The organism is Streptomyces sp. AP-93, assembly GCF_022808175.1.
Taxonomy (GTDB): Bacteria; Actinomycetota; Actinomycetes; order Streptomycetales; family Streptomycetaceae; genus Streptomyces.
In genome coordinates, this window is sequence record NZ_JALGBX010000029.1 from 1 (window position 1) to 26,209 (window position 26,209).

Annotated in this window: 21 protein-coding genes; 10 read left to right on the top strand and 11 right to left on the bottom strand. The window is 72.6% G+C overall.

Annotated features, from left to right (window positions below; genetic code table 11):
* Positions 1 to 66 precede the first annotated feature (66 nt).
* Positions 67 to 1,746 carry a carbohydrate binding domain-containing protein gene (locus MTF69_RS35435; RefSeq protein WP_374324952.1) on the bottom strand — a complete coding sequence of 560 codons (1,680 nt, stop codon included), beginning with the start codon at positions 1,744 to 1,746 and terminating at the stop codon, positions 67 to 69.
* A 294-nt stretch (positions 1,747 to 2,040) separates the two neighbouring features.
* On the opposite strand from MTF69_RS35435, the gene MTF69_RS35440 reads away from it, so the two are divergent.
* From MTF69_RS35440 to MTF69_RS35455, 4 genes are all read left to right on the top strand, one after another.
* The gene (locus tag MTF69_RS35440; RefSeq protein ID WP_243340487.1) at positions 2,041 to 2,997 is read left to right on the top strand and encodes a GlxA family transcriptional regulator; all 957 of its coding nucleotides are present in this window, start codon (positions 2,041 to 2,043) and stop codon (positions 2,995 to 2,997) included.
* A gap of 216 nt (positions 2,998 to 3,213) precedes the next feature.
* Entirely contained in the window at positions 3,214 to 4,212 is a 999-nt protein-coding gene (gap, locus tag MTF69_RS35445) for a type I glyceraldehyde-3-phosphate dehydrogenase (protein WP_243340488.1), read from the top strand.
* A gap of 218 nt (positions 4,213 to 4,430) precedes the next feature.
* Positions 4,431 to 8,414, top strand: a complete 3,984-nt coding sequence (locus tag MTF69_RS35450; RefSeq protein WP_243340489.1) for a Pls/PosA family non-ribosomal peptide synthetase — start codon at positions 4,431 to 4,433, stop codon at positions 8,412 to 8,414.
* A gap of 74 nt (positions 8,415 to 8,488) precedes the next feature.
* Positions 8,489 to 9,832: a M1 family metallopeptidase gene (locus MTF69_RS35455; protein ID WP_243340490.1), complete on the top strand. Its 1,344-nt coding sequence runs from the start codon at positions 8,489 to 8,491 to the stop codon at positions 9,830 to 9,832.
* Here the strand turns inward: MTF69_RS35455 and MTF69_RS35460 are convergent.
* The 4 genes from MTF69_RS35460 to MTF69_RS35475 all read right to left on the bottom strand — a co-directional run bounded on the left by MTF69_RS35460 (position 9,822) and on the right by MTF69_RS35475 (position 13,083).
* Positions 9,822 to 10,298, bottom strand: a complete 477-nt coding sequence (locus MTF69_RS35460) for a hypothetical protein (protein ID WP_243340491.1) — start codon at positions 10,296 to 10,298, stop codon at positions 9,822 to 9,824. The genes MTF69_RS35455 and MTF69_RS35460 overlap by 11 nt on opposite strands.
* Positions 10,299 to 10,303: 5 nt before the next feature.
* Positions 10,304 to 10,735: a hypothetical protein gene (locus MTF69_RS35465; protein WP_243340492.1), complete on the bottom strand. Its 432-nt coding sequence runs from the start codon at positions 10,733 to 10,735 to the stop codon at positions 10,304 to 10,306.
* A 47-nt stretch (positions 10,736 to 10,782) separates the two neighbouring features.
* On the bottom strand, positions 10,783 to 12,492 hold the full coding sequence (locus MTF69_RS35470) for a SulP family inorganic anion transporter (RefSeq protein WP_243340493.1): 1,710 nt from the start codon (positions 12,490 to 12,492) through the stop codon (positions 10,783 to 10,785).
* A 99-nt stretch (positions 12,493 to 12,591) separates the two neighbouring features.
* Positions 12,592 to 13,083 (bottom strand): DUF1269 domain-containing protein, encoded by a 492-nt coding sequence (locus MTF69_RS35475; protein WP_243340494.1) that lies wholly within the window; start codon positions 13,081 to 13,083, stop codon positions 12,592 to 12,594.
* Positions 13,084 to 13,309: 226 nt separating this feature from the next.
* Here MTF69_RS35475 and MTF69_RS35480 point away from each other — a divergent pair, with 226 nt between their 5' ends.
* The gene (locus MTF69_RS35480; protein ID WP_243340495.1) at positions 13,310 to 13,777 is read left to right on the top strand and encodes a hypothetical protein; all 468 of its coding nucleotides are present in this window, start codon (positions 13,310 to 13,312) and stop codon (positions 13,775 to 13,777) included.
* Between the two features lie 106 nt (positions 13,778 to 13,883).
* On the opposite strand, the gene MTF69_RS35485 is transcribed toward MTF69_RS35480, so the two are convergent.
* Positions 13,884 to 14,603 carry a helix-turn-helix transcriptional regulator gene (locus tag MTF69_RS35485; RefSeq protein ID WP_243340496.1) on the bottom strand — a complete coding sequence of 240 codons (720 nt, stop codon included), beginning with the start codon at positions 14,601 to 14,603 and terminating at the stop codon, positions 13,884 to 13,886.
* A 490-nt stretch (positions 14,604 to 15,093) separates the two neighbouring features.
* Here MTF69_RS35485 and MTF69_RS35490 point away from each other — a divergent pair, with 490 nt between their 5' ends.
* On the top strand, positions 15,094 to 16,491 hold the full coding sequence (locus MTF69_RS35490) for a nucleobase:cation symporter-2 family protein (protein ID WP_243340497.1): 1,398 nt from the start codon (positions 15,094 to 15,096) through the stop codon (positions 16,489 to 16,491).
* Between the two features lie 21 nt (positions 16,492 to 16,512).
* On the opposite strand, the gene MTF69_RS35495 is transcribed toward MTF69_RS35490, so the two are convergent.
* Positions 16,513 to 17,778 (bottom strand): DUF2254 family protein, encoded by a 1,266-nt coding sequence (locus MTF69_RS35495; protein WP_243340498.1) that lies wholly within the window; start codon positions 17,776 to 17,778, stop codon positions 16,513 to 16,515.
* A 214-nt stretch (positions 17,779 to 17,992) separates the two neighbouring features.
* Between MTF69_RS35495 and MTF69_RS35500 the strand changes: the two genes are divergently transcribed.
* From MTF69_RS35500 to MTF69_RS35515, 4 genes are all read left to right on the top strand, one after another.
* Complete coding sequence (locus MTF69_RS35500; RefSeq protein WP_243340499.1) at positions 17,993 to 18,445, top strand: hypothetical protein; 453 nt, start codon at positions 17,993 to 17,995, stop codon at positions 18,443 to 18,445.
* A 109-nt stretch (positions 18,446 to 18,554) separates the two neighbouring features.
* Positions 18,555 to 19,286 carry a hypothetical protein gene (locus tag MTF69_RS35505; protein WP_243340500.1) on the top strand — a complete coding sequence of 244 codons (732 nt, stop codon included), beginning with the start codon at positions 18,555 to 18,557 and terminating at the stop codon, positions 19,284 to 19,286.
* Between the two features lie 225 nt (positions 19,287 to 19,511).
* A complete protein-coding gene (locus MTF69_RS35510) occupies positions 19,512 to 20,156 on the top strand; it encodes a dihydrofolate reductase family protein (protein WP_243340501.1) in 645 nt (214 codons plus the stop codon).
* Between the two features lie 110 nt (positions 20,157 to 20,266).
* A complete protein-coding gene (locus tag MTF69_RS35515) occupies positions 20,267 to 21,310 on the top strand; it encodes a PP2C family protein-serine/threonine phosphatase (RefSeq protein ID WP_243340502.1) in 1,044 nt (347 codons plus the stop codon).
* 11 nt (positions 21,311 to 21,321) lie between these two features.
* On the opposite strand, the gene MTF69_RS35520 is transcribed toward MTF69_RS35515, so the two are convergent.
* The 4 genes from MTF69_RS35520 to MTF69_RS35535 all read right to left on the bottom strand — a co-directional run bounded on the left by MTF69_RS35520 (position 21,322) and on the right by MTF69_RS35535 (position 26,169).
* Positions 21,322 to 22,122 carry an MBL fold metallo-hydrolase gene (locus MTF69_RS35520; RefSeq protein ID WP_243340503.1) on the bottom strand — a complete coding sequence of 267 codons (801 nt, stop codon included), beginning with the start codon at positions 22,120 to 22,122 and terminating at the stop codon, positions 21,322 to 21,324.
* A 61-nt stretch (positions 22,123 to 22,183) separates the two neighbouring features.
* Complete coding sequence (locus tag MTF69_RS35525) at positions 22,184 to 23,161, bottom strand: GlxA family transcriptional regulator (RefSeq protein ID WP_243340504.1); 978 nt, start codon at positions 23,159 to 23,161, stop codon at positions 22,184 to 22,186.
* Positions 23,162 to 23,257: 96 nt separating this feature from the next.
* Positions 23,258 to 23,893 (bottom strand): TIGR03086 family metal-binding protein, encoded by a 636-nt coding sequence (locus MTF69_RS35530; RefSeq protein WP_243340505.1) that lies wholly within the window; start codon positions 23,891 to 23,893, stop codon positions 23,258 to 23,260.
* A gap of 188 nt (positions 23,894 to 24,081) precedes the next feature.
* Positions 24,082 to 26,169: a calcium-binding protein gene (locus MTF69_RS35535; protein WP_243340506.1), complete on the bottom strand. Its 2,088-nt coding sequence runs from the start codon at positions 26,167 to 26,169 to the stop codon at positions 24,082 to 24,084.
* Positions 26,170 to 26,209: the final 40 nt, after the last annotated feature.

The window sequence follows — 26,209 nt, forward strand, 5'->3', positions numbered from 1 at the left end:
CCTCCTCCGCGACGGACGGTGCTACCAAAGCGCACTCCCCGTCACAACCGCAGCTTGACAACGTTATTAGGAGGTGAAGCCGGCCGTGATGGAGGTGAACTGCCAGTCGCTCTGGGCGATGCCGGAGCAGGTCTCCTGCAGGCCGCCGCCGGGGCAGCCGCGGTCGCGGTTCACCGACCAGAAGGCGAGGCGCGCGATGTGGTGGGAGTTGGCCCAGTTGCGGATGTCGGTCCAGTTCTGGACGGTGGTGGTCTCCTGGGTGTCGCTGATGCCGTTCATGCCCGAGATGCCGATGTGGGAGTACGCGGTCGCGTCGTCCCAGCCGTAGACGGACTTCAGCTTGGCCTTGAGGCCCTCGGTGGCGCTGACGGTGCTGGCGTACATGTCCGTCGAGGCGTTGCCGAAGTCGAACGGCATGATCGTGAAGACGTCGATGCCGGTGTTCAGCGCCTTGGACTGCTCGATCAGACGGTTGCCCCAGCTGGTCGGGCCGGTGGTGGAGGTGCCGAAGGTCAGGATGGTCTTCAGGCCGGGGTTGTTCTGCTTGACGATCTTGAGGGCGCCCAGGATGCGGTCCTGGACCACGGCGTTCTCGAACTCGTCGGTGTTCTCGATGTCCACGTCGATGGCCTTGAGTCCGTAGGCGTCGATGACCTTCTGGTACGCGCCGGCCAGGGCCTCGGCACTGGAGCAGTTGGGGCCGAGCTTGTTGCCCTGCCAGCCGCCGATGGAGGGCACGATGTCGCCGCCCGCCGCGCGGATCGAGGCGATGGTGCTCTGGTCCACGCCGCCGGTCAGCGGGCGCTGACCGTCCCAGGACGGGTTGCAGCCGCCGGAGGAGAGGATGAACGCCATGGTGAACCACTTGGTGCCGGTCGCGTTCATCACGGTGGTCGGGCTCGGCGGGTTGCCCCAGCCGAGGTAGAGGTACGGCGCGGCCTGCTTGAAGCCGGTCGGCGGCGTGGTCCCGGTGTCGGTGGTGACGTTGACCGTGTTCGAGGCGGCCGAGGTGTTCCCCGCGGCGTCGCGGGCGCGCACGGTGAACGCGTAGGCGGTGCTGGGGGTCAGGCCGGTGACGGTCGCGCTGGTGGTGCCCGACGTGGCGACCAACGCGCCGCCCTGGTAGACGTCGTAGCCGTTCACGCCGACGTTGTCGGTGGACGCGGTCCAGGACAGGGAGGCCGTGGTGGAGGTCTTGCCGGTGGCGGCGAGGCTGCCGGGCACGGTGGGCGCCTGGGTGTCGACGGTGCCGCCGGGGCCGTCCAGGGTGATGTCGTCGGCGTGGTAAGTGCCCTGGCCGTACCAGCCGTTGAGGTAGACCTCGGCGCTGGTCTGGGAGGCGCCGGTGGTGAAGGCGACGGTCAGTTTGGTGTACGCGGCGGCCGAGGGGGTCCAGGTGGAGGCGCCGCCGGTGACCCCGAGGTAGACGTAGCTGCCGCGAACCCAGGCGGAGAGCGTGTAGCTGGTGTTGGGCTGTACGGCGACGGTCTGGACGCACTTGGCGTTGTCGCTCGCACTGGCCGCGCCGGCCAGGGCCTTGCTCCCGCCGTGCACCGGCGAGCCGACCACGGAGCCCAGCCCGCCCGAACAGGACCAGCCGGCCGTGGTGCCGGACTCGAAGTCGCCGTTCGAGAGGAGGTTGGCGCCGAAGGCCGCCCCGGGAGAGGTCAGCACCGCGGCCGCGCCGAGCAGGGTGGCGCCGAGGGCGCAGGCCAGCCGGGTACGCGTTCGGTTCGGGGTACGCAAGGAAGTGCCTCCAGTGGGAATGGGGGGACGGCGTGGAGCGCGAAGCGGGGGCGTGCGGCCCGCCGGGGACGCGTGGGGACGGGGTGGCGGGGCCGTGGGTGGGGCCCTGTAGCCGGGCGGGCATGGGGAGTTGACGCCGTATCCGCTTCGTGTGCGCTTCGTGGCCGGGAACCTAATCCTCCGGAAGGACCGCCGTCAACAGGTCTGGACCAACTGATAGGTGGTTATCTCAATCGGAAGGTTTACTAACCGTGGAGCTTGACAAGCCTCCCGCCCCTTCGGAAGCATGTCGCGGTGCCAGCCTCCCGCCCCCACCACGTCGCCGTCCTCGTCCTCGAAGGGGCGAAACCCCTCGACGTCGGCATCCCCGCGCAGGTGTTCACGACCCGCGCGAGCATGCCCTACGAGGTCCGGGTGTGCGGCGCCGCCCCGGGGCTGGTGACCGGCGGTGACGGCCTGTCGTACTCCGTCGCCCACGGCCTCGAAGCCCTGGCCTGGGCCGACACCGTCTTCGTCCCCGGCTACCGGTTCCCCGACCGCGAGGACCCGTCGCGGGCCGTCGTCGAGGCGCTGATCGCCGCCCACGAACGGGGCGCGCGGCTCGCGGCCATCTCCACGGGAGCCTTCGCGCTCGCCGCCACGGGCCTGCTCGACGGCAAACGGGCCACCACGCACTGGCACTACGCCCGGGCCCTCGCGGCCAAGTGGCCGCTGGTCCGGGTCGACGAGAACGTCCTGTTCGTCGACGAGGGCTCCGTGCTGACCTCGGCCGGAGCCGCCTCGGGCATCGACCTGTGCCTGCACGTCCTGCGCAGCGACCTCGGGGTGGCCGCCTCGAACCACACCGCCCGGCGGCTGGTCGCGGCCCCCTACCGCAGCGGCGGCCAGGCGCAGTACGTACCGCGCAGCGTGCCCGAGCCGCTCGGCCCGCGCTTCGCCGCCACCCGCGAGTGGGCGCTGCACCGGCTCGGCGAACCCCTCACCCTGGAGGTGCTCGCCCGGCACGCGGCGGTGTCCCCGCGCACGTTCTCGCGGCGGTTCGCCGAGGACACCGGGTACACGCCGATGCAGTGGGTGATGCGCGCCCGGATCGACGTGGCACGCGAACTGCTGGAGCGATCGGAGCGGAGCGTGGAGCAGATCGCCGCGGACGTGGGCCTGGGCACCGGCGCGAACCTGCGGCTGCACTTCCAGCACATCCTGCGGACCACGCCGAGCGAGTACCGGCGCACCTTCGCCCGGGGCGAGTGACGGAGGACGGCGCGCAGCGGCCGCCGGACCGTGCGGAGCCGTGGCCGGACCGTGCGGAGCTGTCGCCGACCGTGCGGAGCCGCCGCCGGACCGTGCGGAGCCGCCGCCGGCGCGTGGCGCGATCCTTGCGGACCGTGGCGATCGCGCCGCTGTCGCAGGCGTCCCCGACCCGCGAATCTGGTGACGAACCCAAGGGACAGGGAACAGGGAGACACCATGACTCGCATCGCCATCAACGGATTCGGCCGCATCGGACGCAACGTGCTCCGCGCGCTGCTCGAACGCGACAGCAAGCTCGACGTCGTCGCGGTCAACGACCTCACCGAACCCGCCACCCTCGCGCGGCTGCTCGCCTACGACACCACCTCCGGCCGGCTCGGCCGGCCGGTGACCGTGGACGGGGACGTCCTCGTCGTCGACGGCCGCCGCATCAAAGTGCTCGCCGAGCGCGAGCCGGCGCAGCTGCCCTGGGCCGAGCTCGGCGTGGACATCGTGCTGGAGGCCACCGGCCGCTTCGCCACCGCGAAGGCCGCCCGCGCCCACATCGAAGCGGGAGCCACGAGGGTGCTCGTCAGCGCGCCGGCGGACGGGGCCGACATCACGCTCGCCTACGGGGTGAACAGCGACTCCTACGACCCGGCCCTGCACACGATCGTCTCCAACGCCTCGTGCACGACCAACGCGCTCGCGCCGCTGGCCGCCGTCCTCGACGAACTCGCGGGCATCGAGCACGGCTTCATGACCACGGTGCACGCCTACACGCAGGAGCAGAACCTGCAGGACGGTCCGCACCGCGACCCCCGGCGCGCCCGCGCCGCCGCCGTGAACATCGTGCCCACCACGACGGGCGCCGCCAAGGCCATCGGTCTGGTCCTGCCGAACCTGGACGGCAAGCTCTCCGGCGACTCGATCCGCGTCCCCGTTCCGGTGGGCTCCATCGTCGAGCTGAACACCACCGTCGCCCGCGACGTGACCCGCGAGGACGTCCTCGCCGCCTACCGCGCCGCCGCCGAAGGGCCGCTCGCCGGAGTGCTGGAGTACTCGGACGACCCGCTCGTGTCCTCCGACATCACGGGCAACCCCGCCTCGTCGATCTTCGACTCGGCCCTCACCCGCGTCGAAGGCCGCCACATCAAGGTGGTCGCCTGGTACGACAACGAGTGGGGCTTCTCGAACCGGGTCATCGACACGCTCGAGCTCCTCGCCGGCCGCTGAGGCCACCGCCCCCGGCGAGCAGGCGCCGCGGACCGGGTTTCCGGTCCGCGGCGCGCTGCTTTTACCGTCCCTTCCCGGCCATGCGCAAGGCTTGAACCAGAAAATCCTTGATGTCGCACTAGACTGGCGGGTTGTTTGGCGCTGGACCGGAACAACCTGGGCAGACCCGGGCTCCGCCCGGCGACCCGGAGGCTTCCGGGAACACGACGCGAGGGCCGATGGCAGCCACACCAGAGCACGGTGAAGTCACGCTGCTCGACGACGGGACCGGGCTCGACGAAGGGCCCGCGTCCGACGCCGGGGAGGGGCCCGAGGAGTCCGGCAAGTCGGCCCTGTTCTCCGCCGGACCCGCCGCTCCGACGCGCACTCTCGTCGACGTCTTCGAGGCCTCCGTACGGGCCCACCCCGACGAGCTCGCCCTGGACGACGGAGCCACCCGGCTGACCTACCGGGCGCTCGCCGCCGAGGTGGAGCGCCGGCGGCAGGCCCTCGCGGCGGCCGGGGTGGGGCTCGGCGACCGGGTCGGCGTCCGCGTGCCGTCCGGGACCAACGAGCTGTACGCGGGCATCCTGGCCGTCCTCGCGGCGGGCGCCGCCTACGTGCCCGTCGACGCCGAGGACCCGGACGAGCGGGCCGACCTGGTCTTCGGCGAGGCCGGAGTACGGGCCGTCCTGGGCGCCGGCCAGCGCATCGAGGTCGCCGCGCGGGGCAAGGGCGCCGACCCCGACGCCGACGCCGGCCCCGGCGCCGGCCCCGCAGGCGCCCCCGCCGCCCGCCCCGGCCCCGAGCACGACGCCTGGATCATCTTCACCTCCGGCTCCACCGGCAAGCCCAAGGGCGTGGCCGTCAGCCACCGCAGCGCCGCCGCCTTCGTGGACGCCGAGGCCGCGCTGTTCCTCACCGAGGAGCCGATCGGCCCCGGCGACCGGGTCATGGCCGGACTGTCCGTCGCCTTCGACGCCTCCTGCGAGGAGATGTGGCTGGCCTGGCGCTACGGCGCCTGCCTAGTCCCCGTCCCCCGCTCGCAGGTCCGCAGCGGCGCCGACCTCGGCCCCTGGCTGGCCGAGCAGGAGATCACCGTCGTCTCCACGGTGCCGACCCTGGCCGCCCTGTGGGAGCCCGAGGCACTCAACGAGGTCCGGCTGCTGATCTTCGGCGGTGAGGCCTGCCCGCCCGAGCTCACCCAGCGCCTGGTCACCGAGGGCCGCGAGGTCTGGAACACCTACGGCCCCACCGAGGCCACCGTCGTCGCCTGCGCCTCGCTCCTGAGCGGCGAGGAACCGATCCGCATCGGCCTCCCGCTGAACGGCTGGGAACTGGCCGTCGTCGACGAATCCGGCGAACCGGTCCCCATGGGCGGCAGCGGCCAGCTCGTCATCGGCGGCGTCGGCCTGGCCCGCTACCTCGACCCCGAGAAGGACGCGGACAAGTACGCCCCGCTGGAATCCCTCGGCTGGGAGCGCGCCTACCGCAGCGGCGACCTCGTCCGCGCCGAACCCGAAGGCCTGGTCTTCCTGGGCCGCGGCGACGAGCAGATCAAGCTCGGCGGCCGCCGGATCGAGCTCGGCGAAGTGGACGCCGCCCTCCAGGCCCTCCCCGGGGTCGCCGGCGCCGCCGCCGCGGTCCGCACGGCGCGCAGCGGCAACCAGCTCCTCGTCGGCTACCTGGTCACCCAGGACGGCTGGGACCACGCGGCGGCCGTGACCCGGCTCCGCGCCGAGCTGCCCGCAGCCCTCGTACCGCTGCTCGCGCCCGTCGAGGAGCTGCCCACCCGCACCTCCGGCAAGGTGGACCGCAGCGCCCTGCCCTGGCCGCTCCCGGAGCTGGAGACCAGCGGACCCACCGAGCAGCTCTACGGGACCGAGGCCTGGCTCGCCGAGCAGTGGAGCGAGACCCTGGGCGTGGCCGTCACCGGCGCCGCCGACGATTTCTTCGCCATCGGCGGCAGCAGCCTCGCCGCCGCCCAGCTCACCACCCGGCTGCGCACCCGCTACCCGAGCGCGGCCGTCCTCGACATCTACCAGCAGCCCACCCTGCGCAAGCTGGCCCGGCACCTGGAGAAGTCCGCACAGGACGACGGCGCGGTCCGGACCATCGCCCCCGTCCCGCTGCGGGCCAAGGTGATCCAGTCCCTGCTGCTGCTCCCGCTCTTCACCCTGGTCGGCCTGCGCTGGACGGTGGCGCTCCTCGCCCTGGGCAACGTACTGCACTGGTTCGGGGCCTATCCGTGGGCGCCGGCCGCCTCCTGGTGGCTCGTCGCCGCCGGCGCCGCACTCCTCTTCAGCCCGCCCGGCCGCCTCGCGATCGCCGCCGGCGGCGCCCGGCTGCTGCTGCGCGGGGTGAAGGCGGGCCGTCACCCGCGCGGCGGAAACGTTCACCTTCGACTGTGGACGGCCGAGCGGCTGGCCGAGTACTCCGGCGCGACCTCGCTCACCGGCTCCTGGCTGGAGCGCTACGCACGGGCCCTGGGCGCCAAGATCGGCCCCGAGGTGGACCTGCACTCGCTGCCGCCCGTCACCGGCATGCTCAAGCTCGGCCGCGGCTGCGCCGTGGAGTCCGAGGTGGACCTCTCCGGCCACTGGCTGGACGGGGACCGGCTGGAGATCGGCGCCGTGAAGGTCGGCGCGGGCGCCGTCGTCGGCACCCGCAGCATCCTCTTCCCCGGCGCCCGGGTCGGCAAGCGGGCCGAGGTGGCCCCCGGCTCCGCCGTGGTCGGCCAGATCCCGACCGGCCAGCGCTGGGCCGGAGCCCCCGCCGGCAAACTCGGCAAGGCCAAGCGGAACTGGCCCAAGGAGCGCCCGCCGCGCGGTCTGCCCTGGCGCGCCGCCTACGGTGCGGCCGGCTTCTGCCTCACCTCCCTGCCCGTGCTCGCCGCCCTGCCCGCCCTCCTCGTGGCCGGCCGGTTCGTGCCCGCCGACGCCGGACTCGGCCGCGCCCTGGCCGGAGCGCTGCTCGCCGTGGTGCCGGGGGCGCTCGCCTACGGGTTCGCGTACGCGGCTCTGATCCTGGTCTCCGTACGCCTCCTCAGCCTCGGGCTGCGCACCGGCGTCCATCCCACGCACAGCAGGATCGGCTGGCAGGCCTGGACGGTCACCCAGCTGATGGACCTCTCCCGGGAGACCCTCTTCCCCCTGTACGCCGGACTGATCACCCCGGTGTGGCTGCGGCTGCTCGGCATGAAGATCGGCCGGGGCGCCGAGGTGTCCACGGTGCTCGCGCTCCCGAGCCTCACCACCGTCGGCGAGGGCGCGTTCCTCGCCGACGACACCTTGACCGCCCCTTACGAGCTGGGCGGCGGCTGGCTGCGGATCGGCCACTCCGAGATCGGCCGCCGGGCCTTCCTCGGCAATTCCGGAATGACCGCGCCGGGCCGTTCCGTGCCGGACGACGGGCTGGTCGGCGTCCTGTCCGCCACCCCGAAGAAGGCCAAGAAGGGCAGCTCCTACCTGGGCCTGCCGCCGGTCCGGCTGCCGCGGTCCGCGGCCGACTCCGACCAGAGCCGGACGTACGATCCGCCCGCGCGGCTGCTGTGGGCGCGCGCTCTGGTGGAGCTGTGCCGGCTCGTCCCGGTGTTCTGCTCGGCCGCGCTGGCCGTGGTGACCGTGGCGGCGTTCTGTGCGCTGGCCGCAGCGGACGGGCCCGGGGTGTGGGGGACCGCGCTGCTGTCCGGAGCCGTCCTGCTCGCCGCCGGGGTGGCCGCGTGCCTGGTCGCGGCGGCCGCGAAATGGCTGCTGGTGGGCCGCCACCGGGCGGGCGAGCACCCGCTGTGGAGCGGCTTCGTGTGGCGCAACGAACTGGCCGACACCTTCGTCGAGGTACTGGCCGTGCCCTGGCTGGTCGGCTCGGTGCCCGGTACGCCGGTGCTGTCCCTGTGGCTGCGCGGACTCGGTGCCCGGATCGGCCGCGGCGTGTGGTGCGAGAGCTACTGGCTGCCCGAGACCGACCTGGTCGTCCTGGGCGACGCGGTGAGCGTGAACCGGGGCTGCGTGTTGCAGACGCACCTCTTCCACGACCGGATCTTGAGGACGGATACTGTGGTCCTCCGTGAGGGCGCCACCCTGGGCCCGGGTGGAATCGTCCTGCCCGGGAGCACGGTCGGGGCCCGCAGCACTCTGGGTCCCGCCTCCCTCGTGATGGCCGGGGAATCCGTTCCCGCCGACACCCGCTGGCTGGGCAACCCGATCGAGGCGTGGCGGTCCTGAAAGGCGGGTCCTACAGGACCGGCCCGGCACCACCAGCACGTCGTACGAGCACAACGCAGGGAGCGGAAGCGGCAGTGAACGGCCAGAAGACAGCGGCATCGGACCCGTACTTTCCGGCCAACGGCGACCCCCGTTACCGCGTGCACCGGTACGAACTCGCTCTGGAGTACCGTCCCGGCCCCAACCGGCTCGCCGGGACGGCCCGGCTCAGCGCGATCGCCGGGCGGGCACCGCTCACCGAGTTCCACCTCAACCTGGCCGAGTTCAAAATAGGCCGCGTCCTGGTCAACGGCAGGGCGCCGCACTACAGCCACCGGGGCGGCAAGCTCCGGATCCGGCCGCCCAAGCCGCTGCCCGCGGGCGCCGCCTTCACCGTGGACGTGCACTGGGCGGGCAACCCCACACCGGTGCGCAGCCCCTGGGGCGGCCTCGGCTGGGAGGAACTGACCGACGGCGCGCTGGTGGCCAGCCAGCCGGTCGGCGCGCCCTCCTGGTACCCGTGCAACGACCGGCCCGCGGACAAGGCCTCGTACCAGATCTCGGTCAACACCCCATCCGCCTACACCGTGGTGGCCGGCGGCCGGCTGCTCACGCGCACGACCCGGGCCTCCACGACGACCTGGGTGTACGAGCAGCCGGCGCCGACCTCCACCTACCTGGTCGGCCTGTCCATCGGCATGTACCAGACGGTGCTGCTCGGCGACCCCGGGCTCGGCGGCGTCCCGCAGAGCGCCCACGTACCGGCGCACCTGCTGCCCCGCTTCTCCCGCGACTTCGCGCGGCAGCCCGCCATGATGCAGCTGTTCGAGGAGCTGTTCGGCCCCTACCCCTTCGGCGAGTACGTGGTGGTCGTCGCCGACGAGGAACTGGACGTGCCGGTGGAGGCGCAAGGGCTCTCGCTGTTCGGCGCCAACCACGTGGACGGCGTACGGGGCTCCGAGCGGCTCATCGCCCACGAGCTCGCGCACCAGTGGTTCGGCAACAGCGTCACCATCGCCGACTGGCGGCACATCTGGCTCAACGAGGGCTTCGCCAAGTACGCGGAATGGCTCTGGTCGGAGCGCTCCGGCGGCCGCACCGCGCACGAACTGGCGGCCGCCGCGCACCGCTTGCTGTCCGGGCAGCCGCAGGACCTCGTGCTGGCAGACCCGGGGCGCAAGCTGATGTTCGACGACCGCCTCTACCAGCGCGGCGGCCTCGCCGTGCACGCGATCCGCTGCGCGCTGGGGGACGGCCCGTTCTTCCGCATGCTGCGGGAGTGGGCCACCGTGCACCGCCACGGAGTGGTCACCACGGCCGGCTTCACCGCGCACGCGTCCCGCTACGCGCTCGAACCGCTGGACGACCTGTTCACGGCCTGGCTGTCCGGGCCGGCCCTCCCGCCCCTGCCCGCACCGGTCCCGGGACTCAGTACCTGAGCGCCGTGCCGAGGGTGGCGCGCACCTCGCCCGAGAGCTTGTGGGTGCTGCGCGCCGTCGCGTCCTTGGACTGGCCGGCGGGCACGTCGGAGACGGTGACGACCACCGTGTCCAGCGGGTTGCCGGAGGCGTCCTTGTAGTCGACCTGGACGGCGAAGGACTTCGCCCCGCCGTCGGTGTTGCGGGCCGTGACGGTCACGGCGGACAGCCCGTCGCCATCGGTGCTGACGCTGCCGAGCGTCACCGCGTCCTTGGCGTCGACGCCGTCCTTGACCTCGTCCAGCTGCTTCTTCGCGGCCGCGGTGGCCGAGTCGACCGCGTCGGCGGCCTGTGACTGGACCGAAGCGGCGGCCGAGGCCGCCTTGGACACCCCGGTCGACACGTCGCCGTCCGAGTCGGAGCAGCCGGCCGTCGTGGCGAGCACCGCCACTGCGAGCAGGGCGCCGCAGGCGCCGCGGATCCTCATGGGGGTCAGGGGCATGTGACGCCGACCGAGGCCGCGACGAGGGTCTCGTCGAACTTCTGGATCTGGGGCTTCAGCTGGGTCAGGGCTTCGGATCCGGTGGTGTCGCCCGGCAGGTTCCCGAAACCGGACTTGAGATCGCCCACGGCGGATCCCACCGCCGACCTCTTCGCGGATTCCAGGTCCTTCAGGGAAGAGGAGACGTTGTCCCAGTCCTTCTGGATCGCGTCGACGGCGTCCTTGATCTGGTCCTTCGTCGCGGAAGCCGGGTCCAGCGCCGCCAGCTCGGCCTGGTCCGCCTTCAGGGTGGAGAGACCGGTGCAGAGCTCCGAGGCGGCCTGGGTCGCCTGCTCCTTGGGGCTCGGGTCGTCCGAGGAACAGGACGTGAGGAACAGGGCCGCGGCCGCGCCCAGGGCCGCGGTGATCGGGAGACGCTTCATGAAAATCCTTCCCATTCGGAACTTCTGGGTAAAACCTGGCATACAAACTAATGAGCTGCATCCGGGGGGAGTTCGGCCCGACCGGCCTGCGCCGCGGATACCGCCTCGTCGACGGTGCGGTGGACCCCCCGGGCGCCCAGGTGATCGCCGAGCGGGTGGCGGGCCAGCTCCCCGGCGGCCGGCGAGCGCAGCCGGGTCAGGTGCAGGGCGACGCCCTGCCGGTCGAGTTCCCCGCGCAGTTCCTCGAGGGTGTCCAGGACGGGAACGCCGAGCTGGAAGCAGGCGGTCAGGTCCAGGACGACGGCCCGGGGGGCCGCCGGAGCGGCCCGCAGCCGTTCCAGCACTTCGAGCCGTACCCGGTTGACGTTGCCGAAGAAGAGGCTGCCGTCGGGCCGTACGACCAGGACCGCGGGGTCGGTGGCGGCGTTCTCGTGGCCGGCGGTGTCTCCGTACAGCCGGGTCCCTGGCAGCCGGCCGAGGACGGCGACGTTGCGCCGGCCGGCGGCGGCGACGAACAGCGCGAGGGAGAGCGCGACGGCGAGCAGCAGTCCGGGCAGCAGGTCGAAGAGGAGCACGCCGAACAGGGAGGTGAGCGCGACCAGAAGGCTGCGCCGGTCCAGGCGGAAGTAGCGCCGCAGTTCGCCGGCCCGCAGGAAGCCGCGTACGGCGAAGATGACGATCGCGCCCAGGACCGGCTCGGGCAGGTCCGTGAAGAGCGGGGTGAGGAAGGCGCCGGTCAGCAGGATCAGCCCCGCCGCGATCAGCGAGACCATCGGGGTCCGGCCGCCCGCTCCGGCCGCGGCCGCGCTGCGCGAGGCGCTGCCGGAGACGACGAAGCCGCGGAAGAGCCCGACGGCGATGTTGCCGAAGCCGATGGCGGCCATCTCCCGGTTGGCGTCCACCTCCTGCCCGTGTTCCCGGGCGAAGCGGTTCGCGATGCTGAAGGCCTCGGCGAAGACCACCAGGGCCACGCCCAGGGCCCCGCCGAACAGTGCGATCCAGTCGCCTGCCGGGATCCCCGGCAGGTGGGGGACCGGCACGGCCGAGGGGATGTGGCCGACGGTCTCGACGCCGTGGCCCTCGAGGTCGAGGGCAGCCGACAGGAGGAGGGCCGCCACCAGGACGATCAGGGAGGCGGGCAGGTGCGGGACGAAGCGCTCCAGCAGGAACAGCAGGGCGAGCGCGCCCGCCCCGACGGCCAGCGTGACCAGGGACCATTGGGGGGCTCCGGACAGGACGGTCCACGCCCGCTCGAAGAAGTTGCCGTCACCGCCCGGCACTCCGACGAGCTTCGCGGCCTGCCGGACGACGATGGTCAGGGCCATGCCGAACAGGAAGCCCAACAGGGCCGGTTCGGCGAGGAAGCTGGTCAGGAACCCGAGCCGGGCCAGCCCGGCCGCCAGCAGCACCGCGCCCACGATCACCGCGAGGGCGGCCGACAGCCCGACGGCGTCCTCGGGGGCGGGGCTGACGGCCGAGACCGTGGCGGCCGACAGGACGGCCGCCGCCGAGGTGGCCCCGATGAGCAGGAAGTTGGAACGGCCCAGCAACGCGTAGACGAGGAGGGCCACCGGGGCTCCGTAGAACGCGTTCTGCGGGGGAACCCCCGCGATCTGCGCGTAGGCCACGCACTCCGGAACGATCAGAGCCCACGCCGTGAGGGCGCCCAGCGTGTCCCCCCGCAGCCATCTGCCGCGGTAGTGGCGCAGCCAGGGGGCCACGGAGCTCGCCGCGGCCTTGGTCTCGTCCGTGCTCACGGCCCGGGCCCTCCTCGTTCGCCGCGCACGCCGCTGCGGCCCGGACCGGGGGAGAAGACCCACCGGTCCGGGCCACAGCGGCGTATCGGTTGCTGGTTCTCAGGCCGCGAAGACCTCGCGGAGCTGCTGCTCCTGCGCGCCGGAGAGGTTGGAGCGGATCAGCTGGGCCTGCCCGCCCGGGAAGGAGCCGCGGACCCGCTCGACCACGGCGTCGGAGGAGAGCAGGAACAGCGCGGAGGTTCCGGGCTTCACCTCGGACTTCACGTCGTCGATGAACTTGTCGTCGATGCCGACGTCGGACAGCGACCCACCGATGGCCCCGGCCGCCGCACCCACTGCGGCGCCGAGCAGCGGCACGAAGAACAGGAGCCCGAAGAGCATCCCCCAGAAGGTTCCGGACAGCGCGCCGGCTCCCGTGAGGCTGTTCAGCTGCTGGGTCTTCGGCTTCTTGGCGTCCTCGCGCCAGGTGACGACCGCCGCGTCGTGCACCTGTATGAGCTGTTCCTTCTGCAGGGCGAGCAGGGCGGACTCCGCCTGCTGGGCCCCCTCGGGAGTGGGGAACTTCCAGACGGTGAGAGTGGTGGATGCCACGTAACGCTCCAGTTCCTGGACGGTGTTGCTTGGCGTCCAGTACAACCCATAATTGGACAATCCACCACAATTAACACAATCATGACTCTATGTCATCTGCCGGGCCGTCAGCGTCATTCGCCCGTTCGGCCGTACTCGGCTGTCCGGCCGACCGGGTCCGCACCAAGGGTGGGGAGTGCGTGGTGCATCGACGCCCCGCCGGACGAGCCGGACGAAGGAGTTCCCCATGGCACAGACCACATCCCCGACGGGTAACCCGAAACACGCCTCACCGGGAGGCGGCGGAGCCCCGGCGGGCGCCGGGAGCGCCTGGGCCGCGGGCGGCGCGATGTTCGCCGGAGTCGTCCTGCTCGTGGACGGAGTCATCGCCGTCCTCAAGGGCATCTCCGGCATCGCGAACGACGACGTCTACGGCCGGCTCGGCGACTACGTCTACACGTTCGACACCTCGGCCTGGGGCTGGATCCACCTGCTCCTCGGCGTCGTCCTCGCCTTCGTCGGCTGGGGGATCCTCAAGAGCGCCCAGTGGGCCCGGGCCACGGGCGTGGTCCTGGCCGGGCTCAGCATCGTCGTCAACTTCATGTGGCTGCCCTACGCCCCGATGTGGGCCCTCGTCTCGATCGCCCTCGGCGTCTTCGTGATCTGGTCCCTGTGCACCGCGAGTCCGGCCCGCGCCCAGACCTCCGCCCCATGAACGGATCGTCCACGATGCGGAAAGCAGTTTCCGTATGGCTGGGTGGCTCTAGTGCCTCACGCGGAGGGGAGCGTGTCAAGACCCGGGGTTCGGGAGGCGGGCGGGGTCAGGCCCCCTGCGGGCGCAGTCGCTGCCACAGCTGCTCGTCGATCCGGTCGAGGAAGGCCAGGGACTCGCGCTCGACCGCTTCGGCGGCGGTGCCGCTCCGGCCGTGGTTGTCGATCCGCTGGTAGGCCAGGTGGAGCTGTTCCAGGGCGCGGTGGATCTCGGCCGGCTCCACGGGCACGATCTTCGCGACGGGGCGCACGTAGTTCGGCCACCACCCGGTGGCCGCCTCGCGCAGCAGTACGCGCAACTGCCCCGTCCTGCCGCACGCACCGACGAAGCAGGCGGCCGGCGGCCGGAGCACCTCGAACAGCGCCTGGGTCTGGCGCCCCGACCCGCGCCAGCGGTTGCGCCGTTCCGCCTCGGCGTAGCGGTCGCGGGTCATGCCGACCCCCACGGCCGCCTGCTCCACCGTCAGTCCGAGGAGCGTCCGGCACTGCAGGAGCGTGGCCGGTTCGCCGAGCAGATCACCCGGCGAGCACCACAACGCGGCGGCCAACGCCTTGATCTGATGAACCGTCGGCACCTGTCTGCCCTCCTCCCACGCCAGGAGCGTGCCGGGGTGGAGCGGGTGTCCCTGGAAGGCCGATACGGCCCAGGCGACCTGGCCGTGGGTGAGTCCGAGCTGCTCGCGCACGGCGATGGCGCGGCGGGGCTCCAGCGGGGGGTAGGGGGATGTTTCGCCCTCGGACGGGCTGCGGAGATCGTCTTGGGATGGCATAGCCGCACACCGTAGGGCGAGGGGACGCCCCAGCCAAGGCCGGCGGATTTCGCAGGCGCCCGGGATGCCGGTCGACGCGCGTTGACAGGGGCCCGGGTGGCGGCGATTGTGCGTACATCCAAAGAATCGGAGGAATCGATGGGACCCCCTGGAGGAGTTGACGACCAGGGGGCCGGTTCGTAGGGTCGCTGTCGTCCATAGTGGAAAGTAAATTCCGCGATGAGGAATCGAGCCGTCTCTCCGTACCCCGGAAACCGGCACGATTTCCGTATCCCTCCGGGCAAGTCCGTCCACTTGTCCGGTCTTCCGGCCGTGCTTCGCCCCCGACCGTCCCCGCCGCCCGCCGGCCGGGAGGTCTCTCGGAGGGACTGTCCCCTTGCGCTCCCCTACGTTCTTCACGCCCGAACGATTCGCTTCGTCCGCCTCGTCCGTCCCACCCGCCCCGCCTGCCCCACCCGTCCCCGTCCATCCCGCGGACGAAGTCCTGCCCATGCGGCGGATGGTCCCCGCCGCCCTGCAGCACGTGGCCAGCATGTACGCGGGCCTCGCGGCGCCCCCGCTGATCATCGGCGGCGCCCTCGGCCTGACCGCGGCGCAGCTCACCGTGCTGCTCGCCGCGAGCCTGGTGGTCGCCGGCCTGGCCACCGTCGCCCAGACCCTGCGCTTCTGGGGTGTCGGGGCCGGGCTGCCCGTCACCAACGGCGTTTCCTTCGCCGTGGTCTCCCCGGTCCTCGCCGCTTCCGTGTCGCGGGGGCAGGACACCCTGCCCCTGGTGTTCGGCGCCACCCTCGTCGCCGGCGTCGTCTGCTTCCTCTTGGCACCCGCCTTCTGCCGGCTCCTGCGCTACTTCCCGCCCGTCGTCAGCGGTTCCGTGATCACGCTGGTCGGCCTCTCGCTGCTGCCGGTGGCCGGGGAATGGGCCCGGGGCGGAGACCCCGGGTCCTCCGGCTACGGCTCACCGTCCAACCTCGCGCTCGCCGCCGGAACCCTCGCCTTCACCCTCCTCCTCCACCGGCTCCTCAGCGGACGCTTCCTGCAACGGGTGGCCATCCTGCTCGGCCTCATCGCCGGTACGGCCGCCGCGGTACCGATGGGCAAAGTCGACCTCCAACCCCTCTTCCAGGCGCCGCTGTTCGCACTCCCGCAGCCGTTCGCCTTCGGCGCCCCGCAGTTCGAGGCGCCGGTCATCGCGACCATGCTCGTCATCATGCTCGTCTCCATGACGGAATCCACCGCCTCCCTGATCGCGGTGGGATCGGTCGTCGACAGACCGGTCGACGCCCGCGTCATCGCGGGCAGCCTGCGCGCCCAGGGTCTGGGCACCGCACTCGGCGGCGCCCTGGGAGCCTTCGTGAGCACCGCCTACGCACAGAACGTCGGCCTGGTCGCGATCAGCCGCATCCGCAGCCGGTACGCGGTCACCCTGTGCGGAGCGATCCTGGTCCTCATGGGCCTCGTACCCGTCCTGGGCTCGCTCGTCGCGCTCGTGCCGCTGCCCGTACTCGGCGGGGCGGCGGTCGTCTTCTTCGGCTCGATCACCGTCGCCGGGATCCGGACCCTGGCCAAGGCCTCCCTGGCCACCGGCCACAACGGCATCATCGTGTCCGTCGCCCTCGCCTTCGGCCTCTTTCCGGTCGCATCGGCCGACTTCTACGAACGGCTCCCCGCGCCCGTCACCATGGTGCTGGGATCGGGCATCACGGCGGGATGCCTCGTCGCCGTCCTCCTCAACCTGCTCCTGAACCACTTCGGACGGGGCAGCGAGGCCGATGAGAGCCACGTCCCCACCGCCCAGGTCAACGCCTTCGGTGGCATCGGCGGCGCCAGTGGCACCGGCGGCACCGGCGGCTCACGCGCGACCGGGGGCGGTGCCTTCCCCTCCGGGTGAGGACCCTTCGGCCCCTCGTCCTCAACCGGCTTCAGGAGCGGGCCAGATGAGCGGGTACCTCTCGCTCCCCGCCCGGTCGACCCACTCAAGCCGGTCCCGTACGATCCCGCGCCGGCTCTCCGGGATCCTCTCCACCAGCCCGGCCAGCAGGTCCCGCATCTTGCGGAGTGCCATCGGGGAGGCCGCGGCGGCGAAGAGGAGGTCGTCGACGGCCGTTCGCACGTACCGCTCCCAGTCCGGCACCGGGAGCGCTACCCTCAACCGGCCGTCCTCGTCGGAGAAGTGGCCGATGCGCAGCTCGCAACCGGCGAGGCGGACCAGGAGGTCCTCGAGGCGGTCCAGGCTCTCCACCGCCGTGGCCGGGTCGTTGACGGCCGGGGAGAGGGCGCGCAGCGCGATGTCGGCGAGGAGCCTGAAGGGCAGGTCGGGGTCCTGGTCGAAGGTGCGCTCGACTCCGGTCTCCAGGGCGCCGTGCAGCACCGCCTCGGGCAGCTCGCCGCCGGTCACCTCGGCCAGCGTCATGCCCCGTGACACGGTCGCTCCCGGAGCGACGAGGAAGTCGATGCGGCAGTCGCGCTCCCTGGCCGCGCCGACCAGGGCGCGTACGTCGATCTGCTGGACCACCACCGCCGGTCCGGACCAGAGGACGGCGGTGGCGGTGGCGCCGGCCGCCGGGGGCGGTGCGGCCGTGGCCCCGCCCGGGGAGTAGGGCCGTACGTACAGGGCATCGAACACCCGGTGCGCGCGCGTGGCGATCGCGGTCAGGGAGTGGCCGAGCTGGATCGAGTTGAACGCTCGCGTCTGCAGGGTCCGCATGAGGGCGAGCGAGACCAGGGTGAGCACCATGGCGGTGCCGGGAACGAGGGTCGAGACGGTCGCCCTGCGGGCTCCGATGGCCAGCCCGGAGGTGATGCAGAAGACGAACACTCCGACGGTGAAGGCGAACGCACGCCACACGATCGGGTCGTCCCGGAAGAGGCCGAGGCGTGGGGTGAAGGTGCTGGCGGAGAACTGCAGGACCAGGAACAGCATCGAATAGATGATGCTCACCAGACTGATGACGCCGAACCCGAGGGTGAACAGGAGCGTCACCACAGGTCCGGCATCCAGCTCGGGACCCAGGGAGAGCCTGGGGACGAGCACACCCAGGACCAGCCCGCCGACCGCGCAGACGAGCTGGGAGAGATCCCTGCGCATCGCGCGCGTGGGGGAGTGGAACGGTGAGCGCCGCCCGCGGCGGTGTTCCCGGGCCCGTGGGCGCGCGGGGTCGTCAGCCGAGCCGGACATCCAGCCTCCTCCAGGTCCCGGTGCACGCACCCCTCCGATGAGGATGCGGCTACGGGATCCAGGAGAGCGGCAGCGAAATGCCGGATGTGCGCCCTTTCGGGGGAGTTTCGGGATCCGGGGTGCGGTCGGTGCGAGGCGAACGGCCCGCGTTCGTACACCTCGCGTCAACGGGGCCGCCGTACAGCGGATTCCGGCCGCCGGATAGGGTCGCGGCATGGTCACGGCCCGAGCTGCATTCGGCGCGAAGCGGGCCCGCCGTCCGGCGGGTGCGCTGCGACTGCTGTGGCTGGCCGCCCTGTTGTTCGCGTTCCTCTACACGCATGCCGCCGGAGCCGACACCGCCTCGGCGCACGTCGTCCGCGGCGCCGTCCCCGCCGTCCCCGTTGCCCACCTGGATGCCATCGGGGCCGACGACGACGCCCCGCACGACGCCGGGGCGCGCCGCGGGCACGACGACGGCAACGGCAGTGGGCATGGGCACCCCGCCGAGGCGTGCGCCTCCGGTCACCCCCAACAGGGTGCGGAGCTGCCCGAGCCGCCGCTGGTTCCCCTGGGCGAGCCGTCCCCCGCCGTCGCCGCGATGCGGCCGGGCTCGTGGGCGCCGACCGTTCCGTCCGGCCTTCCGCCCTTGCGAAGTGTCCTCGGCTCCGTGGTGCAGCAGGTATAGAACCGGGCGCTTCGCCCCGTTCTGACCCGACTCTCATCGCAGACCCCGCCCGACCTCCCCTGGTCGGCGGGGTGATGAGCCATGCACGCAGCACCAAAGGAACCCGTACGTGACTTCGCCCCAGCTCCTCGGCGCCCGCTCCGCGGACACCTCGCCGGTCTCTTCCGGCACGGGCCGCGCCGCCCGGCGCAAGCACCACTCCAGCCTGGCCCGGAAGCGGTCCCTGACCGCCCGGTACCTCGGCTACGTCGGCTACTTCGTCGGCGCCGGCCTCATCAGCGGCGCCGTCGTCCACCACCCGCTCGACCCCGACCGCTACACCCGCATCGCCGCGTACGGAGCCCTCGTCTTCCTCGCGGCGACCGTCCTCAACGAGTTCGTGCTCACCAGGGAGCGCCCCGGGCTGCCCCGTCTGCTGCTGGTGATGGGCGCCTCGCTCCTGCTGTCCTTCGGCATCGGCATGCTCAGCGGCGGCCTTCAGCACTTCGACGACTTCCCCGCCCGCGGCGCCGTCCTCGTCCCCGCCGGGCTCGTCGTCTCCTTCGTCGCCTACGTGATCAAGGACGCCGACACCCCGGCGCGCCGGATCTTCAGCCTCGTGGGCCTGGCCGTTCTCGTCACCGCCGCACTCGCATTCCTCGGCCTGCGCGAAGTCGCGGCCTCCATGGAGAGCGCGCCCGGCGGCGGCCACGGCCACGGCGCCGCCGAGGAATCCGCGGCCGACGACCACGCCCCTGCCGCCACCGCCCCGGCGAGCCCGGCGGCGCCCGCCCCCGGAGCCTCGCCGACCGCGAAGCCCGCTCCTTCGGCCACGCCGCACAACGACGGCCACGGCCACTGAGCCAAGGGGAGGGGCGGGTCACCTGCCCCTCCCCCCCGCGGGCTCTGGACCGCGCGGACACGCTTCTCGAGGCCGCGGGCCAGGGCGCGGTCGCGGTCGTGGTCGCGTGGCCGTTCCGCCAGACTGAGTGAAGAGGGCTCCGCCGCGACGACGAGTCTGCGGGCACCAGCAGGTCCCCACGGGTCCATGTCCCGACGGAGACGACCGACTCATCGGGAGCACGCCATGGGCCTCATTCACATCGAGCTGTTCGCGACCCTCGACCTCGTCGGGCAGGCGCCCGGCGGCCCCGATGAGGACCCTGCCGGGTTCCCGTTCGGCGGCTGGCAGGCGCCCCTGCTGGACGAGGTGGCCGGGGCGCAGGTCGGCGCCGCGTACGAGGGTACGGACGCCCTCCTGCTCGGCCGGCGGACCTACGACATCTTCGCCGCCTACTGGCCCCACCAGAAGGGCGGCGAGGACGGCGAGATCGCCGCGCTCTTCAACAGCGTCCCGAAGTACGTGGCCTCCCGTGGCAGGCCCGGCCTCTCCTGGGCCGGCTCCACACAGCTCGGCCCGGACCTCGCCGAAGCGGTGCGCGAGATCCGAGACCGGCACGAGCACGTGAAGGTGGTCGGGAGCCTGAATCTGGTGCAGACCCTCCTGCGCGAGAAGCTCTTCGACCGTCTCGACCTCTGGGTGCACCCGATCGTGCTCGGCGCCGGGAAGAAGGTGTTCGACGGCGGGGAGGTCCCCACGAACCTGACCCTCCTCGAACCGCCGGCAGCCGGCCCGAAGGGCACCGTGTACCTGCGCTACGGGCTCGCCCCCGGCACGCCCGCCACGGGCGACATGAGCGCGCCCGGTCGCGGCGTCGGAAGCGACGCCTGAGGCCGCCCCCGCTCGCCAGGGCGCTGTATCCCCATTTGGCAGATATTCTGAGGAATGTGATCGAGTCTGGACGGCCGCGGCTCCACAGACGCCCCGGCCAGGGACGGCTTGTGCGGCTGTCACCGGTCATCCTGACCGTCGTCATCGCCAGCCTCGCTTACACCACTCCACCGGACATGGCCTTCAGCCGCCTCCTGCCCGCGGCGCCGGCCCTCGCCGCCGCCATGTGGCCGGTGCTCCCCACCGTCCTGCTCGGGACGGTCTGCCTCCTTCTCATGATCGGCCTCAGCCTCGTCTTCCCCGATCTGGGGACGTGGTGGACCGCCGCGGGGATCATCGCGGTCACCGTGGCCGCCGCGTACGGGAGCCACGTCCGGCTCAAGCGGGAGCGCACGCTCTTCCAGGTACGGCTCGTCGCCGACGCCGCGCAGCAGGTCGTGCTGAGCCCCATGCCGCGCCGCATCGGCCGCATCGAGATCGAGTCGCTGTACCTCGCGGCTGCGGCGGAGGCCCGCATCGGCGGGGACTTCTACGAGGTCGTCGACACTCCCTACGGGGTCAGGCTGCTCATCGGTGACGTACGGGGCAAGGGCCTTCCGGCGGTGGGGGCGGCCGCGGCGATCGTCAACGCCTTCCGGGAGGCGGCCTACGGCGAGACCGGCCTGGTCAGCGTCGCACGCAGGCTGGACGCCAGCAGCACTCGCTACAACGCCGCCTTCCCACCCGAGGGGCCGATGGAGCGCTTCGCCACCGCCCTTCTCGTCGAGATCCCGCACGAGGGCGGACGCATCGACATCCTCAACTGCGGACACCCCCCGCCGCTGATCCTGAACCGCGGGAAACTCCGTGTCCTCGACCCGGCCAGCCCGTCCCCGCTCCTCAGCCTCGCGGAGCTGATCGGCGATCAGTACAGCGTCGACACCTTCGACTTCGCCACCGACGACGTGCTGCTCCTGTACACCGACGGGATCGCCGAAGCCCGCGCCCGCGACGGTGAGTTCTTCCCGCTGACGGCTTGGATGAGCCGGCAGCCGGCGGCCCCGCCCCGCGAACTGCTCACGGCACTCCACCGCGATCTGCTCCGCTACAGCAGGGGGCGCCTCGACGACGACATCGCCGCCCTCGCCGTACGCCTGTGCGAGCAGCAGCCCTGAGGAACGCGGGGTCAGGCCGTCTCCCCGGCACGGGTGGCGATCCGTCCGGCTGCTTCGAGCCGGGACAGGCGGTCGTGCTCGCGGCCGGCCCAGCGCCGCACGCGGTCGGGTTCCAGCGGGGCGCCGTGGCCGACGTGGAGTCGGGTGGGGTTGAGGGCGAGCATCTCGCGGAGGCTGGTGAGGTTCTGCCGCGGGTCGTCGTGGAAGGGCGGATTGGCCGGCTTGCCCGGGATGAGGCCCATGAAGGAGTTCGCCACCAGGTCGCCGGCGACGAGGTCCCCGTCGTCGGTGAGCACGGAGACCGATCCGGCGGTGTGGCCGGGGGTGGGCATGATGCGGGCTGCGATCCCGAAGTCCTCGAGGGGGGTCTCGCCGCGGATCAGGACATCGGGGTCCAGGGGTTCGGCCTGGGCGTGCAGGTCCTTGCTCCGGTCCATGATGCGGCCCATCGGGCCGGTGGGCAGGTACGGTTCGCGGACCCGGCCCGTGCGGTACGGCCCGAGGTCGGCGATGTGGCCGGCGACGGGCGCACCCGTGAGACGGTGCAATTCGGCGGCGGAGCCGAAGTGGTCGATGTGCCCGTGGGTGATGACGATCAGCGAGACGTCGCAGGGGTCCACTCCGTGCTCGCTGATCCGGTCGTAGATCTTCCGGCCGCTGCCGGGTGTCCCGGCGTCGACGATCACGGGCCGCCGGCCCAGCAGCAGATAGGCGTTGATGGCCGTCCGGCCCATGACGGGGATGGGGATGACCTTCGTACGGGACATGGCGTCCTCCGTGACGTGACGGACGGCTGCCGCTCGTGCGGGCATGCCGGGGATCCGCCGGGCTGCCGGCGGATGGTGCGGGCGGATGGTGCGGGCGGTGGTGCGGCTAGCGGAAGCGGCGCCGGTATTCGGCGGGAGTGGTCCCCAGCCGGCGCTGGAAGGAGCGGTGCAGGGTCTCCACCGAGCCGAGGCCGCTGGCCGCGGCGATCTCCGGCAGGCTGCCGTCGCTCTCCTCCAGCAGCCGGCGGGCGGCTTCGAGGCGGGCGGATTCCACGTAGGCGGCCGGCGTGCCACGGGTGCGCAGCCGGAACAGCCGGGAGAAGTGGCGCACGCTCAGGTGCAGCCGTGCGGCGAGGGCCTCTGCGGTGAGGTCCTCGGTGAGGTGGTCGGCGATCCACACGCGCAATTCGTCGATCCGGTCGCCCGACGTGGCCGGGGCGGAGAGCGGAACGCTGAACTGGCTCTGCCCGCCGGAGCGCTTGACGTACATGACCATCATCCGTGCGGTGGCCAGGGCAAGGGCCTGGCCGTGGTCCTCGGCCACCATCGCCAGCGCCATGTCCAGCCCGGAGGTGACACCGGCGCAGGTCCACACGCTCCCGGACCGGATGAAGATCGGGTCCGGATCCACGGCGACCCGGGGATGGTCGGCGGCCAGCCGCGCGGCGGTGAGCCAGTGGGTCGTGGCGGACCGTCCGTCCAGCAGGCCCGCGGCGGCCAGCAGGTGCGCTCCCGCGCAGATCGACCCGGTCCTGCGCGCCGGCGGCGCCGCTTCGCGCAGCCAGTCGGTGACCTCGCCGTCGATCACCGGCTCCACGCGGTCGCCCACCAGGCTGACCGCGCCGGCCACGAGCAGGGTGTCGACCCGGCCGTGCACCTCGTCGAGGGCCAGGTCCGCCAGCAGCCGGACGCCGCTGGAGGTGGCCACCGGTCCGCCGCCGGCCGTGGCGATCTGGACGAGATAGCCGGGGCGGGTGGTGCCGGCTACCCGCGTGGCGACCGAGAACACCTCGGCCGGGCCGGTGACGTCCAGCAGTTCGGTGCCGGGGAAGGCCACGATGACGACTCTGTGCGGTTCGGGCATGCGCTGATCATTTCGCCCCGCCGTGATGGCCGCAATGACGAGGTTCTGTCAGATTCGGCCAGCGATCCGCCGCCGGCACGGTGGGCCGTGCCGCCGTCAGACGGCAGGCCGGCCCGTGTCCGTGCCCGTGCCCGACCGCGCCCCGCCCGTCCAGCCCGGATCGCGCCCGCTCAGGCCAACCGCCCGGTCCAGGAGCGGGGCGCCGTCCGGCACGGGGACCACGGCGCCGAAGATGCCCCCGCCGCGGTCCCCTTCCTCTGCCGCTTCCAGGAGGAACGCGTACGAGGTGTCCAGCGCGGCCTGATCGGGTGCGTACTCCTGGCCGGTGGCCCGAGCCAGGTCCCAGCCGTGGACGACCAGTTCGTCGACCGCCACCACACCCGCGATCCCCCCCGGCAGGTCCACGCCGCCGGCGCGGGTCATGCCGGTCCAGGCGGCCGGATCCTGCCAGGCCTCGGCCAGTTCGCCGAGGACCCGGGGGAGTTCCTCGCGCCAGCCGGCCGGGAGGGAGGGCACGGCCGAGTCGGGGGCCGTGTCCGTCGTGCGGCCCAGGTCCTTGCGGGCGGCGTCACGGAAAGCGACGGCGAGGCCGGTGAGGTGGCCCAGCAGGTTGCCGACCGCGTACTTGGGGCAGGGGGTCGGGTCGGCGAGCCGGGCGTCCGGGACGCCCGCCGCGAGGCGGGCGACGATCCGGGCTTGCGGTCCGAGGTCGAGAATCGTCGTGTCGGTCATCTGCCGCTCCTTCGTGGCTATGGGGCTGGAGGGTAGACCGGCGGCGGAGCCCGAACTCATCGCCACGCGCCCGGGTTGTTCACCCGGAGGGACGGCTCGGCCCGGGAGGGGGGAAGGAACCCCTCCCGGGCGTCGTGTGAGCCGGCCGGCGGCGAAGGGCGTGCCGCACGGCTCAGTGGGCAGCCCGCTCAGGGGCAGCTGATGCGGGTGTCGCCCGGGTCGGTGGTGCAGATGTCGGAGCCCATGCCGCCGTTGGCGGTGTCGTTGGCGCTGACGCCGTCGGTGGTGGTCAGGCGGTCGTTGCCGTAGTAGCCCGTGAGGATGTCGTTGCCCGGACCGCCGTTCAGGGTGTCGTCGCCGAAGCCCCCGTCGATGTTGTCGTTGCCGGGCCCACCGTGGACGGTGTCGCTGCCGTAGCTCGCGCGGATGGTGTCGTTGCCGCTGAGGCCGCAGACGACGTCGTTGGAGTAGCCGCCGTTCAGAGTGTCCGTACCGCTGGTGCCGATGATCGTGCATCCGCGGGAGTTGTTCACCGAGGTCGACGCGACGGCACTGTTGTCGGCCGGGTTCGGGTCCTGGGTCGTGGCGGTGGCGGAGGCGCTGTTCGTCAGGGTGCCGGTGGCACGCGGTTCGGCGGTCACCGTGACCGTGGCGCTCGCACCCGGTGCGATGCTGCCGAGGGCGCAGGTGGCCCCGGTCGCCGTGGTCGTGCAGGTGCCCTGGGAGGGGACGGCCGACAGGAGGGTGCCGCCGGCACCCGAGAGGGTGTCGGTGAGCGTCACGCCCGTCGCGGTCGCGGTGGACGTCGCGGCGCTGGAGACCCGTACCGTGTACGAGGCCTGGTCGCCGATGCTCACGGCCGTCGTGCCGGTCTTCGTCACCGACAGGTTTGCGGTCGGCGGGGGCGGGGTGCTGCCGCCGCCTTCGTAGCGGGCGATGCCGAAGGCACCCAGCCCGGCCAGGCCCGCGGCCACGATCTTCCCGTCGGGCTGCACGAGCAGTCCCCGGATCTCCTCCCCGCCCAGCATGCCGGTGTACACCCGGCCGTCACCGCCGCCGAAGCCGCTGTCCAGGCTGCCGCTCGGCAGGTAGCGGGCGAGGGCGAAGTCGGAGGCCTCCTGGCTGTCCGGGTCGTCGGCCGTGCCGCCGACGAGGATCTTCCCGTCCTGCTGGAGCGTCATGTCGTACGCCATCGCAGTACTGAGGGGCCAGACGGTGGTGACCCGGCCGGCGGTGCCGAAGGCGGCGTCGGGACTGCCGCCGGAGGTGAACCGGGCCAGTGCGAAACCGGTGTCGGTCGACCCGGCGGCGACGACCGCGCCGTCGGACTGGACCGCCACGGCCCGGCCGAAGTCCGTACCGCCGAAGTCCGCGGTGGCCATGCCGTCACCGCTGAAGGACGTGTCGAGGGTGCCGTTGGACAGGTAGCGGGCCACTCCGAAGTCGAAGGCGGTACTGCCCACGTAGCCGACGGCGGCGAACCTGCCGTCGGGTTGCAGCGCCAGGCCGGTGGCCTGGCCGCCCGCGTCCCCGGGGAAGGCGGGAGCGAAGCCCGCCACCACCGTGCCGTCCCCGCCGAAGGACGGGTCGGGACTGCCGTCCGGGTTGAGGCGGGCCAGCGCGAAGCCCGCCCCGCCGCTGAGCCCCACCGCGAGGATCTTTCCGTCCTGCTGGACGACCAGGTCGGCGGCCCCCGAGGCGCCGCCGAACGCGTCGACGCGCACGAGGCCGGCCGTGCCGAAGCCCTGGTCGAGCGAGCCGTCGGTGTTGTAGCGGGCGAGGGAGAAGAAGCAGCAGCCGCCGCCCTCGTCCACGACCTCCGTACTGCCGGCGACCACGATCTTCCCGTCGGACGGCTGTACCGCCACCGCCTCGGCCTGGTCGTCACCACCGAAATCGCTGGTCACCCGGCCGTCTCCACCACCGAATCCGGTATCGACGCTGCCGTCGGCGTTGTACCGGATGAGTGCCATGTCGAACGGGACGCCCGGCCCCGTGACGCGGCCTGCCACGACCAGCTTGCCGTCGCCCTGCCGGGCGACGTCCAGACCCTCGGAGTAGTCCCACGGTCCGCCGTCGTCCGGGAAGTACGTCTGGACCTTGCCGGAGCCCGCGAAAGCGGGGTCCAGGTCCCCCGGAGCCGCCAGCGCGGTGCCGGGCAGCACGAGGACCAGTGCCAGGGCGGCAGCCGCGGCTGCCACCATCGTGGCCGGCCGTCCGCCGTGCCGTACGGGGCGGCGGAGCTCTTCAGGCGGTCTGGGGTGTGAGTGGGTCATGGGCGTACGGGCCTCCGAGTCGCGCCGGGGAGTGAGCAGG

Excerpts from the sequence above, each read along its gene's own strand:
- gap (WP_243340488.1), top strand. The coding sequence starts at position 3,214 with ATGACTCGCATCGCCATCAACGGATTCGGCCGCATCGGACGCAACGTG.
- MTF69_RS35450 (WP_243340489.1), top strand. The coding sequence starts at position 4,431 with ATGGCAGCCACACCAGAGCACGGTGAAGTCACGCTGCTCGACGACGGG.
- MTF69_RS35460 (WP_243340491.1), bottom strand. The coding sequence starts at position 10,298 with ATGAGGATCCGCGGCGCCTGCGGCGCCCTGCTCGCAGTGGCGGTGCTC.
- MTF69_RS35465 (WP_243340492.1), bottom strand. The coding sequence starts at position 10,735 with ATGAAGCGTCTCCCGATCACCGCGGCCCTGGGCGCGGCCGCGGCCCTG.
- MTF69_RS35480 (WP_243340495.1), top strand. The coding sequence starts at position 13,310 with ATGGCACAGACCACATCCCCGACGGGTAACCCGAAACACGCCTCACCG.
- MTF69_RS35485 (WP_243340496.1), bottom strand. The coding sequence starts at position 14,603 with ATGCCATCCCAAGACGATCTCCGCAGCCCGTCCGAGGGCGAAACATCC.
- MTF69_RS35490 (WP_243340497.1), top strand. The coding sequence starts at position 15,094 with ATGCGGCGGATGGTCCCCGCCGCCCTGCAGCACGTGGCCAGCATGTAC.
- MTF69_RS35495 (WP_243340498.1), bottom strand. The coding sequence starts at position 17,778 with ATGTCCGGCTCGGCTGACGACCCCGCGCGCCCACGGGCCCGGGAACAC.
- MTF69_RS35500 (WP_243340499.1), top strand. The coding sequence starts at position 17,993 with ATGGTCACGGCCCGAGCTGCATTCGGCGCGAAGCGGGCCCGCCGTCCG.
- MTF69_RS35510 (WP_243340501.1), top strand. The coding sequence starts at position 19,512 with ATGGGCCTCATTCACATCGAGCTGTTCGCGACCCTCGACCTCGTCGGG.
- MTF69_RS35520 (WP_243340503.1), bottom strand. The coding sequence starts at position 22,122 with ATGCCCGCACGAGCGGCAGCCGTCCGTCACGTCACGGAGGACGCCATG.
- MTF69_RS35525 (WP_243340504.1), bottom strand. The coding sequence starts at position 23,161 with ATGCCCGAACCGCACAGAGTCGTCATCGTGGCCTTCCCCGGCACCGAA.
- MTF69_RS35530 (WP_243340505.1), bottom strand. The coding sequence starts at position 23,893 with ATGACCGACACGACGATTCTCGACCTCGGACCGCAAGCCCGGATCGTC.
- MTF69_RS35535 (WP_243340506.1), bottom strand. The coding sequence starts at position 26,169 with ATGACCCACTCACACCCCAGACCGCCTGAAGAGCTCCGCCGCCCCGTA.